General features: G+C 67.7%; 11 protein-coding genes, 1 tRNA gene and 1 pseudogene. 8 read left to right on the forward strand and 5 right to left on the reverse strand.

The features are described 5' to 3' along the window. Nucleotides 1–140: 140 nt before the first annotated feature. Genes ACZ7IB_RS19010 through ACZ7IB_RS19025 form a run of 4 tightly spaced genes read left to right on the forward strand, consistent with a single transcriptional unit; the run spans nucleotide 141 to nucleotide 4496 of the window. A complete protein-coding gene (locus ACZ7IB_RS19010; RefSeq protein WP_383979180.1) occupies nucleotides 141–1070 on the forward strand; it encodes a branched-chain amino acid ABC transporter permease in 930 nt (309 codons plus the stop codon). 5 nt (nucleotides 1071–1075) lie between these two features. Beyond that, nucleotides 1076–2872: a branched-chain amino acid ABC transporter permease gene (locus tag ACZ7IB_RS19015; RefSeq protein WP_470913721.1), complete on the forward strand. Its 1797-nt coding sequence runs from the start codon at nucleotides 1076–1078 to the stop codon at nucleotides 2870–2872. 5 nt (nucleotides 2873–2877) lie between these two features. Then, nucleotides 2878–3783 (forward strand): ABC transporter ATP-binding protein, encoded by a 906-nt coding sequence (locus tag ACZ7IB_RS19020; RefSeq protein WP_470913755.1) that lies wholly within the window; start codon nucleotides 2878–2880, stop codon nucleotides 3781–3783. Continuing rightward, on the forward strand, nucleotides 3780–4496 hold the full coding sequence (locus tag ACZ7IB_RS19025; protein ID WP_470913724.1) for an ABC transporter ATP-binding protein: 717 nt from the start codon (nucleotides 3780–3782) through the stop codon (nucleotides 4494–4496). The genes ACZ7IB_RS19020 and ACZ7IB_RS19025 overlap by 4 nt, the downstream gene beginning before the upstream one ends. Nucleotides 4497–4570: 74 nt before the next feature. Here ACZ7IB_RS19025 and ACZ7IB_RS19030 read toward each other — a convergent pair whose 3' ends face one another. Beyond that, a complete protein-coding gene (locus ACZ7IB_RS19030; RefSeq protein WP_470913726.1) occupies nucleotides 4571–5233 on the reverse strand; it encodes an ANTAR domain-containing response regulator in 663 nt (220 codons plus the stop codon). 94 nt (nucleotides 5234–5327) lie between these two features. On the opposite strand from ACZ7IB_RS19030, the gene ACZ7IB_RS19035 reads away from it, so the two are divergent. Both ACZ7IB_RS19035 and ACZ7IB_RS19040 read left to right on the forward strand, forming a co-directional pair. Next, a tRNA-Leu gene (locus tag ACZ7IB_RS19035) sits at nucleotides 5328–5410 on the forward strand. A gap of 85 nt (nucleotides 5411–5495) precedes the next feature. Next, nucleotides 5496–6281 carry a helix-turn-helix domain-containing protein gene (locus ACZ7IB_RS19040; protein WP_470913728.1) on the forward strand — a complete coding sequence of 262 codons (786 nt, stop codon included), beginning with the start codon at nucleotides 5496–5498 and terminating at the stop codon, nucleotides 6279–6281. 8 nt (nucleotides 6282–6289) lie between these two features. Here the strand turns inward: ACZ7IB_RS19040 and pyk are convergent, their stop codons facing one another. Together pyk and ACZ7IB_RS19050 are read right to left on the reverse strand one after the other, a co-directional pair. Next, on the reverse strand, nucleotides 6290–7723 hold the full coding sequence (gene pyk, locus ACZ7IB_RS19045; protein ID WP_470913731.1) for a pyruvate kinase: 1434 nt from the start codon (nucleotides 7721–7723) through the stop codon (nucleotides 6290–6292). Nucleotides 7724–7848: 125 nt separating this feature from the next. Then, nucleotides 7849–8553, reverse strand: a complete 705-nt coding sequence (locus ACZ7IB_RS19050) for an SIMPL domain-containing protein (RefSeq protein WP_470913732.1) — start codon at nucleotides 8551–8553, stop codon at nucleotides 7849–7851. A 167-nt stretch (nucleotides 8554–8720) separates the two neighbouring features. Between ACZ7IB_RS19050 and ACZ7IB_RS19055 the strand changes: the two genes are divergently transcribed. Then, on the forward strand, nucleotides 8721–10532 hold the full coding sequence (locus tag ACZ7IB_RS19055; RefSeq protein WP_470913734.1) for a bifunctional metallophosphatase/5'-nucleotidase: 1812 nt from the start codon (nucleotides 8721–8723) through the stop codon (nucleotides 10530–10532). Nucleotides 10533–10609: 77 nt separating this feature from the next. Here ACZ7IB_RS19055 and ACZ7IB_RS19060 read toward each other — a convergent pair whose 3' ends face one another. Both ACZ7IB_RS19060 and ACZ7IB_RS19065 read right to left on the reverse strand, forming a co-directional pair. Beyond that, nucleotides 10610–12028 carry a lysine N(6)-hydroxylase/L-ornithine N(5)-oxygenase family protein gene (locus ACZ7IB_RS19060; RefSeq protein ID WP_470913736.1) on the reverse strand — a complete coding sequence of 473 codons (1419 nt, stop codon included), beginning with the start codon at nucleotides 12026–12028 and terminating at the stop codon, nucleotides 10610–10612. After that, complete coding sequence (locus ACZ7IB_RS19065; RefSeq protein WP_470913737.1) at nucleotides 12025–13422, reverse strand: pyridoxal phosphate-dependent decarboxylase family protein; 1398 nt, start codon at nucleotides 13420–13422, stop codon at nucleotides 12025–12027. The genes ACZ7IB_RS19060 and ACZ7IB_RS19065 overlap by 4 nt, the downstream gene beginning before the upstream one ends. A 407-nt stretch (nucleotides 13423–13829) precedes the next feature. Here ACZ7IB_RS19065 and ACZ7IB_RS19070 point away from each other — a divergent pair. Then, a pseudogene (locus ACZ7IB_RS19070) lies at nucleotides 13830–15127 on the forward strand (nuclease/transposase family protein); the annotation flags it as partial. Nucleotides 15128–15197: the final 70 nt, after the last annotated feature.

The raw sequence follows: 15197 nt of genomic DNA on the forward strand, positions 1-15197 counted from the left end.
GGTGTCCGCCAGTGGCGCGCTTCCCCCCCTCCCCCTCCCACCCCACCCCCCCCCCCCCCCCCCCCCCCCCCCCCCCCCCCCCCCCCCCCCCCCCCCCCCCCCCCGGTGCCATATCCGAACCACTCCACGGAGGCCCTGCGGTGAACGAACTGCCGCAACAGCTGGCCAATGGACTCATCCTCGGCGCGATGTACGGTCTCATCGCGATCGGCTACACGATGGTCTACGGAATCATCCAGCTCATCAACTTCGCCCACGGCGAGATCTTCATGATCGGAGGCTTCGGAGCTCTCACCGTGTACCTCTGGATGCCGGCCGGCGTCTCCCTCCTCGCAATCATCCCACTCATGATCATCGGCGGCGTCATCTGCTCCGTCGCCGTCAGCACAGCCGCCGAACGCTTCGCCTACCGGCCCCTGCGCAACGCCCCCCGACTGGCCCCGCTGATCACCGCGATCGGACTCTCCCTCGCACTCCAGCAGGCCATCTGGAAGTGGTACCCCGACGCCAAGAAGGACCGCTCCTTCCCCCAGTTCAAGGGCGAAGCGATCGACATCTTCGGCGCCCACATCCAGCGCGGTGACCTCTTCGTCCTCATCACGGCACCCATCTGCATGCTCGCCCTCGGGCTCTTCGTCTCCAAGACCCGCTCCGGCCGCGGCATGCAGGCCACCAGCCAGGACCCCGACACCGCAAAACTCATGGGCATCAACACCGACCGCATCATCGTCATGGCCTTCGCCATCGGTGCCGCGTTCGCCGCCGTCGCCGCCGTCGCCTACGGGCTCAAGAACGGCCAGATCGGCTTCAAAATGGGCTTCATCATGGGCCTCAAAGCCTTCACCGCAGCCGTACTCGGCGGCATCGGCAACATCTACGGCGCCATGCTCGGCGGCGTCGTACTCGGCATCGCCGAATCCCTCGCCACCGGCTACATGAGCAACGTCCCCGGCATGGAACTCTTCGGCGGCGGCGCCTGGAAGGACGTATGGGCCTTCGTCCTCCTCATCATCGTCCTGCTGCTCCGCCCCCAGGGCCTGCTCGGCGAACGCGTCGCGGATCGGGCGTGATACCGATGACCACCAACCACACCACCGCACCCGGGGCCGCCCCCATCCTCGCGATCCCCGCAGCCGCGGCCCGCATCGGCACCCTCGCAGGCGCTGCCGTCACACTCGCCGGCACCTTCCTCGCCTGGACCTGGACCAGCGAATTCCCCGGCGACCTCACCGTCACCGGCTACCCCGGCGGCCTCCAGGTCCTCACCCTCATCAGCGCCGCACTCACCCTGCTCTTCACGCTGTCCGGGTACGGCATCCGAGGCCTCGGCTGGCTCACCCCCGGCGGCACCAACAGCCCCGTCCGCCTCCTGGCGCTCGGCACCTTCGGCACCACCGGCTACACCATCGGCGCCATCGCATACGACCTCGGCGGCATCGTCAACCTGGAGCCCGGCGCCTGGGTCAGCGGCATCGGCGCACTCATCGCCGCCGTCGCCGCACTCGGACTCCCCGGCGACCAACCGCACCCCAGCACCACAGCGGCCGGCGCCTGGCAGCGCTTCCGCAACAGCCTCGGCGCCCCGTCGGCCCCCCGCGCCAAGTCGCTCCCCGACTGGGCCGAGATCCTCATCATCGTCGTGTCGTTCGGCATCGGCCTCCAGGTCTTCGCCTACGGCATCGACACCGACTACACCGAACTCTTCATCGGCTTCCTCATCACCGTCGGCTTCGGCTTCACCGCACTCCACCGGGCCGGACTCGTCTCCCGCCTCACCGCGCTGACCACGAAGCACCGCAACATCACCCTCGCCGCCGCCCTCGTCGCCGCCGTGTGCTTCCCGTTCACACAGCAGAAGGAGGAATACGCGCTCATCGGCGCCAACATCCTCATCTTCGGCACCGTGGCACTCGGCCTCAACGTCGTCGTCGGCCTCGCCGGCCTCCTCGACCTCGGATACGTCGCCTTCCTCGGCGTCGGCGCCTACGCCGCCGCCCTGGTCTCCGGCTCCACCATGTCGGCCATCGGCGTCGAATTCCCCTTCTGGGCCGCCGTCCTGACCGGCGCCGGAGCCTCGCTCGTCTTCGGCGTCCTCATCGGCGCACCCACACTCCGACTACGCGGCGACTACCTGGCCATCGTCACCCTCGGCTTCGGTGAAATCTTCCGCCTCACCGTGAACAACCTCAACGGCAACAGCGGCCCCGACCTCACCAACGGCTCCCAGGGCATCCCGAGCATCCCCGACCTCAACTTCTTCGGATTCGACTTCGGACTCAAGCACGACATCCTCGGCTTCACCCTCGGCAGGTCCGCCAACTACTACCTGCTGATGCTCGTCTTCACCGCCGTCGTCGTCCTCGTCTTCCGCCGCTCCGGAGAATCCCGCATCGGCCGCGCCTGGGTCGCCATCCGCGAGGACGAGACCGCAGCCACCGCCATGGGCATCAACGCCTTCCGGCTCAAGCTCCTGGCCTTCGCCCTCGGCGCCACCCTCGCCGGCCTCGCCGGAACCGTCCAGGCACACGTCAACTACACAGTGACACCCGAGCAGTACCAGTTCGCCGGCTCCGTACCGCCCAACTCCGCATTCCTCCTCGCCGCCGTCATCCTCGGCGGCATGGGAACCCTCAGCGGACCCCTCGTCGGCGCCGCACTGCTCTACCTCATCCCGGCCAAGCTGCAGTTCATGCAGGACTACCAGCTCTTCCTCTTCGGTGTCGCGCTCATCCTCCTGATGCGCCTGCGCCCCGAAGGCCTGGTCGCCGACCGCAGGAAACAGCTCGAATTCCACGAGACCGACCAGCTCGACGTACCGGAGCCACGGCAGTCCGCAGAGACCGGCGCCGGCATCGCCAAGGCGGGGGCGTGACCACCATGACCACCACCACGAAGACCGCCACCACCGTCCTCGACGCGAGCGGCGTCACCATGCGCTTCGGCGGCCTCACCGCCGTACGCAACGTCGACCTCACCGTCAACGCGGGCGAGATCGTCGGCCTCATCGGCCCCAACGGCGCCGGCAAGACCACCTTCTTCAACTGCCTCACCGGCCTCTACGTCCCCACCGAGGGCAAGGTCAGCTACAAGGGCACCGTACTGCCGCCCAAGCCCCACCTCGTCACCCAGGCAGGCATCGCCCGCACCTTCCAGAACATCCGGCTCTTCGCCAACATGACCGTCCTGGAGAACGTCCTCGTCGGACGCCACACCAGGACCAAGGAAGGCCTCTGGTCCGCCCTCCTGCGGCTCCCCGGCTTCACCAAGGCCGAACACGCCAGCCGCGAACGAGCCATGGAACTCCTGGAGTTCATCGGCCTCCAGGACAAGGCCGACCACCTCGCGCGCAACCTCCCCTACGGAGACCAGCGCAAGCTGGAAATCGCCCGCGCACTGGCCAGCGACCCCGGACTCCTGCTCCTCGACGAGCCCACCGCCGGCATGAACCCGCAGGAAACCCGCGTCACCGAAGAACTCATCTTCGCCATCCGCGACCAGGGCATCGCCGTCCTCGTCATCGAGCACGACATGCGGTTCATCTTCAACCTCTGCGACCGCGTCGCCGTCCTCGTCCAGGGCGAGAAACTCGTCGAAGGCACCTCCGACGTCGTCCAGAGCGACGAACGCGTCGTCGCCGCCTACCTCGGCACCCCCTTCGAAGGCGCCCCCGGCGCCGAAGAAGTCGCCGAAGTGGAAGCCGCCGAAGCAGGCGCCGCCAAAACAGCCGACAGCACCACCGGCACCGCCGACACCACCAGCACCGAGGAGGAGGACACCCGATGACCGCACTGCTAGAGGTCGAGGACCTCCGCGTCGCCTACGGCAAGATCGAAGCCGTCAAGGGCATCTCCTTCACCGTCGAAGCCGGCCAGGTCGTCACCCTCATCGGCACCAACGGTGCGGGCAAGACCACCACCCTGCGCACCCTCTCCGGGCTCCTCAAGCCCGTCGGCGGCAGCATCCACTTCGACGGCAAACCACTCACCAACATCCCAGCCCACAAGATCGTCTCCCTCGGCCTCGCCCACTCCCCCGAGGGACGCCACATCTTCCCCCGGCTGACGATCACCGAGAACCTCCAGCTCGGCGCCTACCTCCGCAACGACAAGGCAGGCATCGAAAAGGACATCCAGCGCGCCTACGACCTCTTCCCCATCCTCGGGGAACGCCGCAAGCAGGCCGCCGGAACCCTCTCGGGCGGCGAACAGCAGATGCTCGCCATGGGCCGCGCCCTCATGTGCCAGCCCAAGCTCCTGATGCTCGACGAACCCTCCATGGGCCTCTCCCCGATCATGATGCAGAAGATCATGGAGACCATCGTCGAACTCAAGGCACAGGGCACCACCATCCTGCTCGTCGAACAGAACGCCCAGGCCGCGCTCTCCCTCGCCGACCACGGCCACGTCATGGAGGTCGGCAAGATCGTCCTCTCCGGCACCGGCGCGGACCTCCTCCACGACGAGTCCGTCCGCAAGGCCTACCTCGGCGAGGACTGAACCCCGCCCGACCACACAAGAGAGGCCCGCACCCCGATCGATCCGGGGTGCGGGCCTCTCTCGGATACGCGCGCCTACTGGTCGCCGTCCTTCGCCGCCCTCTTCTTCTCCTCGGCGTCCTCGATCAACGCCTCGGCAAGCTGCTGCATCGACAGCCGGCGGTCCATCGACGTCTTCTGGATCCACCGGAACGCGGCCGGCTCCGACAGCCCGTAATCCGTCTGCAGAATGCTCTTCGCCCGATCCACCAGCTTCCGCGTCTCCAGCCGCTGCGCGAGGTCGGCGACCTCACCCTCCAGCGCCTTCAGCTCCGCGAACCGCGACACCGCCATCTCGATGGCCGGCACCACGTCGCTCTTGCTGAACGGCTTCACCAGATACGCCATCGCTCCGGCGTCCCGCGCCCGCTCGACGAGATCCCGCTGCGAGAACGCGGTGAGCATCAGGACCGGCGCGATGGACTCCTCGGCGATCTTCTCCGCGGCGGAGATCCCATCCAGGATCGGCATCTTCACATCGAGGATGACCAGGTCCGGCCGGTGCTCCCGGGCGAGCTCCACGGCCTTCTGACCGTCCCCGGCCTCGCCGACGACCGCGTAGCCCTCTTCCTCCAGCATCTCTTTGAGGTCGAGCCGGATGAGCGCCTCGTCCTCGGCGATGACGACGCGGGTCGTCAGCGGCGGAACGTGCGACTTGTCGTCGTCGGCTGCGGGCTGGGGCGACTCGGGCGTGGTCACGGGGGCTCCTTGTTCCAGGACAGGACTGCTGTCCTTGAGCCTACCTAGCTGCAGCAATCCTCAGTGACCCGGTACACTTTCCCCAGCATGACCTGCCCGGTTGGAGGAACTGGTCATACTCGCGGTGCTCAAACCACCGTGCCTTCGGGCATGTGGGTTCGAATCCCACACCGGGCACTCATCGGAGAAGCGGATGTTCACCTTCGCGTGAACATCCGCTTTTCATTGCACGGAGTGGCATTGGGTAACTCATCGTGTTCGTATGAACTTCCACGGATCTGACGTGAGACAGCGGGCGCTCACCCTTGTCCGAGGCGGCGCAAGGAACGCGGACGTGGCGCGGAAGCTGAACGTGCCGGCAGGCACCGTCAGCTACTGGAAGCACATGGACCGCGCCAAACGTGACGAGTGCCCGGGAGCCCATCGTTCCTTCTGCCCTCGATGCGAAGGAGAGTTGGACCGCTCGGCGTACGCCTACCTTCTCGGCCTCTATCTCGGTGACGGGCACATAGTCCAGAACAAGACCATGCACACGCCCAGTCTGTCCGTCGCCTGCGCAGATTCGTGGCCCGGCCTTATGGACCTGTGCGAGAGCGCGATGCGTGCCGTCTTCCCCGAGAACTCCGTATGCAGGGTCCGCAGAAAGGGATGCCACCAGGTGAAGATGTACTCGAAGCACCTTTGGTGCCTCTTCCCTCAGCACGGTCCCGGTAGAAAGCACGAGCGCCCGATCGTCCTCGCAAACTGGCAACAGGAGATCGTGGACGCACACCCGTGGGAGTTCATCCGTGGTCTGATTCATTCCGACGGATGCCGCATCACCAACTGGACCACCCGTCTGGTAGGCGGGGAGCGTAAGCGCTACGAGTACCCGCGCTACTTCTTCGCCAACAAGTCCGACGACATCCGCAAGCTCCTCTCCGACACCCTCAACAAGGTCGGAGTCGAGTGGACGACTCTCGCTCGCGGCAGCGATCCGTTCAACATCTCCGTCGCCCGACGGGCGTCCGTCGCTCTCATGGACGCCCACGTCGGGCCGAAGTACTGACGACTGACCTACCTGGCGCTGTCGTCCTCGCCGATGTGGTGCACCCGGACCAGGTTCGTCGAGCCAGCGACTCCCGGCGGGGAGCCGGCCGTGATGACCACGATGTCGCCCTTCTCGCAGCGGCCGATCTTCAGCAGTTCCTCGTCGACCTGGGCCACCATCGCGTCCGTCGATTCCACGTGCGGGCCGAGGAAGGTCTCGACGCCCCACGTCAGGTTCAGCTGGGAGCGGGTGGCCGGGTCCGGGGTGAAGGCCAGGAGCGGGATGGGTGAGCGGTAGCGGGAGAGGCGCCTGACCGTGTCGCCGCTCTGGGTGAAGGCGACCAGGAACTTGGCGCCCAGGAAGTCGCCCATCTCGGCCGCCGCGCGGGCCACCGCGCCGCCCTGGGTGCGGGGCTTGTTGCGGTCGTTCAGGGGCGGGAGGCCCTTGGCGAGGATGTCCTCCTCGGCGGCTTCGACGATGCGGGACATCGTGCGGACCGTCTCGATGGGGTACTTGCCCACGCTGGTCTCGCCGGAGAGCATCACCGCGTCCGTGCCGTCGATGACCGCGTTGGCGACGTCGGAGGCTTCGGCGCGGGTGGGGCGGGAGTTGTCGATCATCGAGTCGAGCATCTGGGTGGCGACGATGACCGGCTTGGCGTTGCGCTTGGCGAGTTTGATCGCGCGCTTCTGGACGATCGGCACCTGTTCCAGGGGCATTTCGACGCCGAGGTCGCCGCGGGCGACCATGATGCCGTCGAAGGCGGCGACGATGCCGTCGATGTTCTCGACGGCCTGGGGCTTCTCCACCTTGGCGATGACGGGGAGGCGGCGGCCCTCCTCGTCCATGATGCGGTGGACGTCCTCGATGTCGCGGCCGCTGCGTACGAAGGAGAGGGCGATGACGTCGGCGCCGGTGCGCAGGGCCCAGCGGAGGTCTTCGATGTCCTTTTCGGAGAGTGCGGGGACGGAGACGGCGACGCCGGGGAGGTTGAGGCCTTTGTGGTCGGAGACCATGCCGCCCTCGATGACGGTGGTGTGGACGCGGGGGCCGTCGACCTCGGTGACTTCGAGGGTGACGCGGCCGTCGTCGACGAGGATGCGTTCGCCGGTGGTGACGTCGGTGGCGAGGCCGTCGTAGGTGGTGCCGCAGGTGTGGCGGTCGCCTTCCATGGGTTCGACGGTGATGGTGAAGCTGTCGCCGCGTTCAAGGAGTACGGGGCCTTCGCGGAAGCGTCCGAGGCGGATCTTCGGGCCTTGAAGGTCGGCGAGGATCCCTACGCTGTGTCCGCTCTCGTCGGAGGCCTTGCGTACGTGGTGGTATCGCTCTTCGTGTTCGGCGTAGGTGCCGTGGCTGAGGTTGAGGCGGGCGATGTCCATTCCCGCTTCGACCAGTGCCTTGATCTGGTCGTATGTGTCGGTGGCGGGGCCCAGGGTACAGACGATTTTCGCTCGGCGCATGGTTTGAGCCTAGACCTTACCTACGGGTAGATATTTGGCCCTGCATGACGACCCAACAACCTTTGGGTGAAGGGTTATTGACAAGTGTTGAATTGTGCGGCGCGGTGCTCGGATGAGCATTCTCTTTATAGTTTTGGCGGTGACATGGTGAAGCGGGCGTTCACCTGGGCGTAGACCGTCTGGCGTTGTGGTTCGAGGTCGAGGGCCGGGGCTGGTTCGGCTGCTGCCCCGCCGTATGCCGCGCGGCCCCGGACGCCGCCGGGTGCGACGGGCATGGCTATGGCCGGGGCGGCGTTCTCCGCGCCGAGATCGGCGAGTTCGACCAGGGCGGTGAGGTGGGCGCCGAGAGCGTCGGCGTATTCGCGGGCGCGTTGGACGGCTTCACGTACGGCCTGGCGGCGGGCGTTCGCGTGGGCGGGTGAGTCGGGGCGCAGGGCCCACCAGGGGCCGTTGCCGCGTGTCATGTCGAGGTCGGCGACGCGGGTGGTGAATTCGCCCAGTGCGGTGAAGTCGTTCAGGACGGCGGTGACATGGACGCGTCCGTGGTAGGCGCGGATTTTTTCGTCGCGGCCGCGCTGGGTGAGTTCGGGGGTGATGGAGAATGCGCCGGTTTCGAGCTTTTCGACCGCTTGTCCGTAGGACCGTGCGAGTTCGAGGACGTGGTTGTTGCGTCGGGTGAGGTCTTCGAGGGCGGCGCGGCGGTCTTTTCCGCGGGCGCTGACGGTGATGCCGATGTGGGCGGTCTCGGGGTCGACTTCGAGGCGGGCTTCGCCTCGGACGGCGACGCGGGGGTGGTCGGGGGTGCCGTAGGGCGGCGGCGTTCCGGTCATGGGTCCACTCTCGCATCCGGGTACGACAGCGGGTGGTCATCAGATCGAAACCCGCAAGGGGTGTTGCCGGGTGTGGCTCGTGGGTCATTATCTACGCGCGTTGTGCACTGCGAGAACTGAGCTGTACGAGTACTGAGCTGTACGAGAACTGAGATGTGGGAGACGAAATGCCGCTGAACCGTAGGACGTTCCTGGGCACATCGGCGGCCGCCGGTGCCGGTGTGGCGATCGCTGGTGGTTCCGCCGTTCCCGCCGCGGCCCACGGTCATGGCCATGGGCACGGCCACGGGCGTCCGCCGAAGCGGTACTCGTTCACCGTGATGGGCACCACCGATCTGCACGGGAACGTCTTCAACTGGGACTACTTCACCGACAAGGAGTTCGACGACAAGGCCCACAACGATGTCGGTCTGGCGAAGATCTCCACGCTGGTGGACCAGGTGCGCCGGGAGAAGGGCCGTCACAACACCCTGATGATCGATGCGGGTGACACGATCCAGGGCACCCAGTTGTCGTACTACTACGCCAAGGTCGATCCGATCACGGCGAAGCGCGGCCCGGTGCACCCGATGGCGCAGGCGATGAACGCGATCGGCTACGACGCCGCGGCGCTCGGCAATCATGAGTTCAACTACGGCATCCCGGTGCTGCGGAAGTTCGAGGAGCAGTGCGACTTCCCGCTGCTGGGTGCGAACGCGCTGGACGCGAAGACGTTGCGGCCGGCGTTCGCCCCGTACGTGATCAAGAGGATGCGTACTCCGCACGGTCCGGATGTGAAGGTCGCGATCCTGGGTCTGACCAACCCGGGTATCGCCATCTGGGACAAGGCGAATGTCAGCGGGAAGATGGTGTTTCCCGGTCTGGAGGAGCAGGCGGCGAAGTTCGTGCCGCGGCTGCGTTCCATGGGTGCGGATGTCGTGATCGTGTCGGCGCACTCGGGCCACAGCGGTACGTCGTCGTGGGGTGATCAGGTCCCGTATGTCGAGAACGCGGCGGGTCTGGTGGCCGAGCAGGTTCCGGGGATCGACGCGATCCTGGTCGGGCATGCGCATCTGGAGATTCCCGAGTATTTCGTGGAGAACAAGCAGACCGGCAAGAAGGTGGTGCTCTCCGAGCCGTTGAAGTGGGGGCAGCGGCTGACGCTGTTCGACTTCGATCTGGTGTGGGAGAAGGGCAGCTGGGTGGTGGAGAGGGCGGGTTCGCAGGTGTTGAACTCCAACACGGTGGCCGAGGACCCGGAGATCACGAAGCTGCTGATGGACGAGCACAAGAAGGTTGTGGCGTACGTCAATCAGGTCATCGGGACGTCCACGGCGGCGATGACGACGGCGGAGGCGGCCTGGAAGGACGAGCCGATCATCGATCTGATCAATGTCGTCCAGGCGGAGACGGTGAAGGCGGCGCTGGCGGGTGGTGAGTATGCGGCGCTTCCCGTTCTTTCGCAGGCGTCCTGTTTCTCGCGTACGGCGCAGATCCCGGCGGGGAATGTGACGATCAAGGACGCGGCGGGTCTGTACCCGTTCGAGAACACCCTTGAGGCGCGGCTGCTGACGGGTGCGCAGATCAAGGATTATCTGGAGTTCTCTGCCCGGTACTACGTGCAGACGGCGGCCGGTGCTCCGGTGGACACGGCGAAGCTGACGAATGCGGACAACACTCCGGACTACAACTATGACTCGGTGTCGGGTCTGACGTACGAGATCGACATTGCGAAGCCGAATGGTTCGCGGATCGTGAATCTGTCGTTCGAGGGCAAGCCGATCGATCCGGCGGCGCAGTTCGTGCTGGCGGTGAACAACTACCGGGCGAGCGGTGGTGGCAATTTCCCGCATGTGCCGGGTGCCAAGCAGTTGTGGGCGAACTCGGAGGAGATCCGTAACACGATCATTGCCTGGGTGCAGGCGAAGGGTTCGGTGGACGGTGCGCAGTTCGCTTCGGTGGACTGGCGTCTGACGCGGGACGGTGCGCCGGTGTTCTAGGCGGTCGCCCCCCGGTCGGCGGCCGTCCTCTCCTTGCGGAGGGGACGGCCGTCTTCTGTCTGTGTGGGGGGCGGGTGTCAGTTGCCTTGGGCGAGGGGGATGCGGTCGGGGTTCTGGGTGGGGACGGTCGGGTTCTGGGGGGTGAGGCCGAAGGTGGTGAAGGCGGTGCGTTCCGGGAGGGGGTAGGCGTTGGTGCCGGTGAGGTTGTTGAGGATGGTGGCGCTGCGCCAGGCGGCGAGTCCGAGGTCGGGGGCGCCGACGCCGTGGGTGTGGCGCTCGGCGTTCTGTACGTAGACGTTGCCGGTGACGGTGGGGTCGAGGACGAGGCGGAACCGGTCGTCGATGCGGGGGCGTGCGGAGGTGTCGCGGCGCATGTAGGGGTCGAGGCCGGTGAGGATGCGGTCGAGGGAGCGTTCGCGGTAGCCGGTGGCGAGGACGACGGCGTCGGTGGTGAGGCGGGATCGGGTGTTCTGCTGGGTGTGTTCGAGGTGGAGTTCGACGCGGGTGTTGGCGACGCGTCCTGCGGTGCGTACGGAGACTCCGGGGGTGAGGGTGGCGTCGGGCCAGCCGCCGTGGAGGGTGCGGCGGTAGAGCTCGTCGTGGATGGCGGCGATGGTGTCGGCGTCGATGCCTTTGTGGAGCTGCCATTGGTGGGGGACGAGTTCGTCGCGTACGGATTCGGGCAGGGCGTGGAAGTAGCGGCTGTAGTCGGGGGTGAAGTGTTCCAGGCCGAGTTTGGAGTACTCCATGGGTGCGAAGGCCTGGGTGCGGGCGAGCCAGTGGAGCTTTTCGCGGCCTGCGGGGCGGGCGCGCAGGAGGTCGAGGAAGATTTCGGCGCCGGACTGTCCGGATCCGATGACGGTGATGTGTTCGGCGTCGAGGAGTGTTTCGCGGTGGTGGAGGTAGTCGGCGGAGTGGATGACGGGGAGGGATTCGGCTTCGGTGAGGGGTTTGAGGGGGTCGGGGATGTAGGGCTCGGTGCCGATTCCGAGGGCGATGTGGCGGGTGTGTGCGCGGCCGAGTGCTTCGGCTTCGCCGTCGGTGTCGAGTTGGGTGAAGTCGACTTCGAAGAGGCCGCGTTCGTTGTTCCAGCGGACGGCGTCGACCTGGTGGCTGAAGTGGAGGCCGGGGAGTTGGTCGCTGACCCAGCGGCAGTAGGCGTCGTATTCGGCGCGCTGGATGTGGAAGCGCTCGGCGAAGTAGAAGGGGAAGAGCCGGTCGCGGCTGCGCAGGTAGTTGAGGAAGGTCCAGGGGCTTGCGGGGTCGGCGAGGGTGACGAGGTCGGCGAGGAAGGGGACTTGGAGGCTGGCTCCGTCGATGAGGAGGCCGGGGTGCCAGTGGAAGGCGGGGCGCTGTTCGTAGAAGGCGGCGGTGAGGGGGTGGGGGGTGCCCGGGATGCCGTGGGCGAGTGCGGCGAGGGAGAGGTTGAAGGGGCCGATGCCGATGCCGACGAGGTCGTGTGGCTGGTCGGTCTCGGGGGTGGGCAGGGCGGTCATCGGGGGGTGTTGCCTTCCGCGAGGTCGTTGGCGAGGTGGTTGACGAGGTCGAGGAGTGTGCGGAGGTCGTCGGGGGTGGTGTGGGGGTTGAGGAGGGTGGCTTTGAGCCAGAGGCGGTTGTCTGTGTGGGCGCGGCCGAGTACGGCGTGGCCTCGGGTGAGGAGGGTGCGGCGGATGGTGGCGACGGTGTTGTCGTCGGCGTCGGTGGGGCGGAAGAGGACGGTGCTGATGGTGGGGCGGTCGTAGAGGTCGAGGGTGGGGGTTTTGGCGATGAGGTCGGCGAGGTGGTGGGCGGCGGCGACGGTGTGGTCGATGAGGTCGGCGAGTCCGGTGCGGCCGAGGGCCTTGAGGGTGACTGCGATCTTGAGGGCGTCGGGGCGGCGGGTGGTGCGCAGGGAGCGGCCGAGGAGGTCGGGGAGGCCGGCTTCGGTGTCGTCGTCGGCGTTGAGGTAGGAGGCGCGGTGGTGGAGTACGTCGAGGTGGGTGCGGTCGGGGGTGGCGAGGATTCCTGCGGATGCGGGTTGCCAGCCGAGTTTGTGCAGGTCGAGGGTGACGCTGTGGGCGCGGTCGAGGCCGTGGACCTTGCCCCGGTGGGTGGGGCTGAAGAGGAGGGGGCCGCCATAGGCGGCGTCGATGTGGAGTTCGGCGCCGTGGGTGGTGCAGAGGTCGGCGATGTCGGCGAGTGGGTCGATCTGGCCGGTGTCGGTGGTGCCTGCGGTGGCGGTGACGAGCAGGGGGCGGTGGAGTTCGGTGAGGGTTTCGTCGAGTGCGGCGAGGTCCATGACGCCTGTGGGGGCGGGGATGACGACGGGTGCGGGGAGGCCGAGGAGCCAGGCGGCGCGGGTGATGCTGTGGTGGGCGTTGGCGGCGCAGATGGTCTGTACGGGGCCGTTGCGTTCGCGGGCGAGGAGCAGGGCGAGTTGGTTGGCTTCGGTGCCGCCGGTGGTGACGAGTGCGTCGGGTGAGGGCGCCTGGGGGTAGATCTCGGAGGCGAGTGCGGCGGTGATGTCGGCTTCGAGGGCGGAGGCTGCGGGGGCCTGGTCCCAGGAATCCATGGAGGGGTTGAGGGCACAGGCGGCGAGGTCCGCGGCGGCGGCGAGGGCGAGGGGCGGGGTGTGGAGGTGGGCGGCGCAGAGCGGGTCTGCGGGGTCTGCGGCGCCTTCGGCGAGGGCGCTGACGAGGGTGCGCAGTGCGTCGTGGGGGCCGGTGCCGCGGTCGGGGATGACGGGGTGGGTGGCGGTGCGCATCCGGGGGGTGACGGCGTCCGGTCCGCCTGCGGGGAGGGGGCCGTCGCGGCGGTGGGCGCCGTCGTGCAGTGCGGTGAGGACGGTGTCGATGAGGGGGCGCAGGGCGGCGGGGCCGGTGGTCGAGCCGGCGAGGGGCGGGGTGGGCATGGTTGCGGGGCCCTTCGGGTGCGCATGGGTGGACGTGCCAGCTTGTCCGGGTTTTCGGGGGCGCGGCCGCAGAGCTTGGTGATCTGAACTCGAAAGGGGGATGTGGGAGGGGCAGGGGGGCCGTTGCAGGGGGTTCCGGTGGTATGGGTGTGGCGCCGGATATGGGTGTGCCCGGCGCTTCCCTGTGTGGTGGGAGAGTGGCGCCGGGCACGCGAGTGGTGCCGACCCTGAGGGTTGTGAGCTGCTGTCGGTTTACTGAGCCGAAGTGAGTGGTGGCGTGTGGGAGTGAGTCCTGGTGGTGGGATGTGGGGTGGGCACGGGGGTTCTGGTGTCGAATGGGTGACCTTGGTGACTGTTGCTCGTTGGGCTGGGTGGCGGGTGTCCGGCATGGGGGCGGGGGTGTTGTGGTGGGTGGTTTGCGGGAGTTGGCGGCGCCGTTTGTGGTGCCCGGGCCTTGCGGGGTGGCGGTCAGGGACCGTCTCAAGCGCCTCACCCCCGAGGACGAGAGGGTGCTGCGTGCGGTCGGGGAGCGTCAGGGTGCGCTGGCTTCCCGTGATCTCAAGGTCCGTTGTGCGGAGGGTCTGGAGCACGGCGCGGACACCTGGGCGTCGCGCAAGCGGGACCTGACGCCGCTGTCGTCGTCGCGGATCGCGGGGGCAATCACGAAGGCCACGCACGATCAGTGGGCGCTCGCGCGCCGTTGCCAGGCGGCGCATATCCGGAAGCTGGAAGCCGGGATCAGGACGTTGCGGCACCGCCTGTCCCTTCCGCTCGGGTCGAAGGGCACCAAGCCCGCGGCGGGTGGCTACCGCTCCAAGGGCGAGTGGTTCCGTAAGTCCCGCCGTCTCGCGGCGCTGGAAGACCGGCACACTGCTGCTGTCGCCGAGTGGCAGGCCGGACGGGTGCGGGTGGTCCGGGGCGGCAGACGTCTCCTGAACACCCGCCACCACCTCCCCCAGGCCCGGCTCACCGAGGAACGGTGGCGGGAACGGTGGGAGGCGGAACGCTGGTTCATCGCCGCGGACGGCGAGTCGGGGAAGCGGTTCGGGAACGAGACGATCCGCGTCACCCCGGACGGCGAAGTGAGCATCAGGCTGCCTGCCCCGCTCGCGCACCTGGCGAACACCCGGCACGGCCGGTACACCCTCACCTCGACCGTGGCGTTCGCGCACCGGGGTGCGGAGTGGGCCGACCGCATCACCGCGAACCGGGCCGTCGCCTACCGCATCCACCTCGACACCGACCGCGGCCGCTGGTACCTCACCGCGTCCTGGCAACGCCCCGTCGTGCAGACCATCCCGCTGGAGACCGCCCGCGCCCGGGCATGATCGGGGTCGACACCAACGCCGACCACTTCGCCGCCTACCACCTCGACCGGCACGGCAACCCCATCGGCGGGCCCCGGCGGTTCTTCTACAACCTGTCCGGGTCGGCCGGCCACCGAGACGCCCAGATCCGCCACGCCCTGACCCGCCTCATCAACTGGGCCAAGCACGTCGGGGTCGCCGCGATCGGCATCGAGGACCTCGACTTCACCGCCGAGAAGACCCGCGAGAAGCACGGCCGCAAGAAGAGGTTCCGGCAGCTCATCTCCGGCATGCCGACCGGGAAGCTCAAGGCCCGGCTGGTGTCGATGGCAGCCGAACAGGGCCTGAGCATTGTCGCGGTCGACCCCGCCTACACCTCCGTGTGGGGTGGCCAGCACGCAACAGTGGGTCCAGGACTCACTTACGCACACTGGTTAGGAACGGTCAGTGGGTGTCGCGTACGGCGAG

The sequence above is a fragment of the Streptomyces sp. NPDC037301 genome, assembly GCF_055602785.1.

Coding starts and splice junctions, on each gene's coding strand:
- ACZ7IB_RS19020 (WP_470913755.1), top strand. CDS start 2,878: ATGACCACCACCACGAAGACCGCCACCACCGTCCTCGACGCGAGCGGC.
- ACZ7IB_RS19025 (WP_470913724.1), top strand. CDS start 3,780: ATGACCGCACTGCTAGAGGTCGAGGACCTCCGCGTCGCCTACGGCAAG.
- ACZ7IB_RS19055 (WP_470913734.1), top strand. CDS start 8,721: ATGCCGCTGAACCGTAGGACGTTCCTGGGCACATCGGCGGCCGCCGGT.
- ACZ7IB_RS19015 (WP_470913721.1), top strand. CDS start 1,076: ATGACCACCAACCACACCACCGCACCCGGGGCCGCCCCCATCCTCGCG.
- ACZ7IB_RS19065 (WP_470913737.1), bottom strand. CDS start 13,422: ATGCCCACCCCGCCCCTCGCCGGCTCGACCACCGGCCCCGCCGCCCTG.
- ACZ7IB_RS19040 (WP_470913728.1), top strand. CDS start 5,496: ATGAACTTCCACGGATCTGACGTGAGACAGCGGGCGCTCACCCTTGTC.
- ACZ7IB_RS19050 (WP_470913732.1), bottom strand. CDS start 8,553: ATGACCGGAACGCCGCCGCCCTACGGCACCCCCGACCACCCCCGCGTC.
- pyk (WP_470913731.1), bottom strand. CDS start 7,723: ATGCGCCGAGCGAAAATCGTCTGTACCCTGGGCCCCGCCACCGACACA.
- ACZ7IB_RS19060 (WP_470913736.1), bottom strand. CDS start 12,028: ATGACCGCCCTGCCCACCCCCGAGACCGACCAGCCACACGACCTCGTC.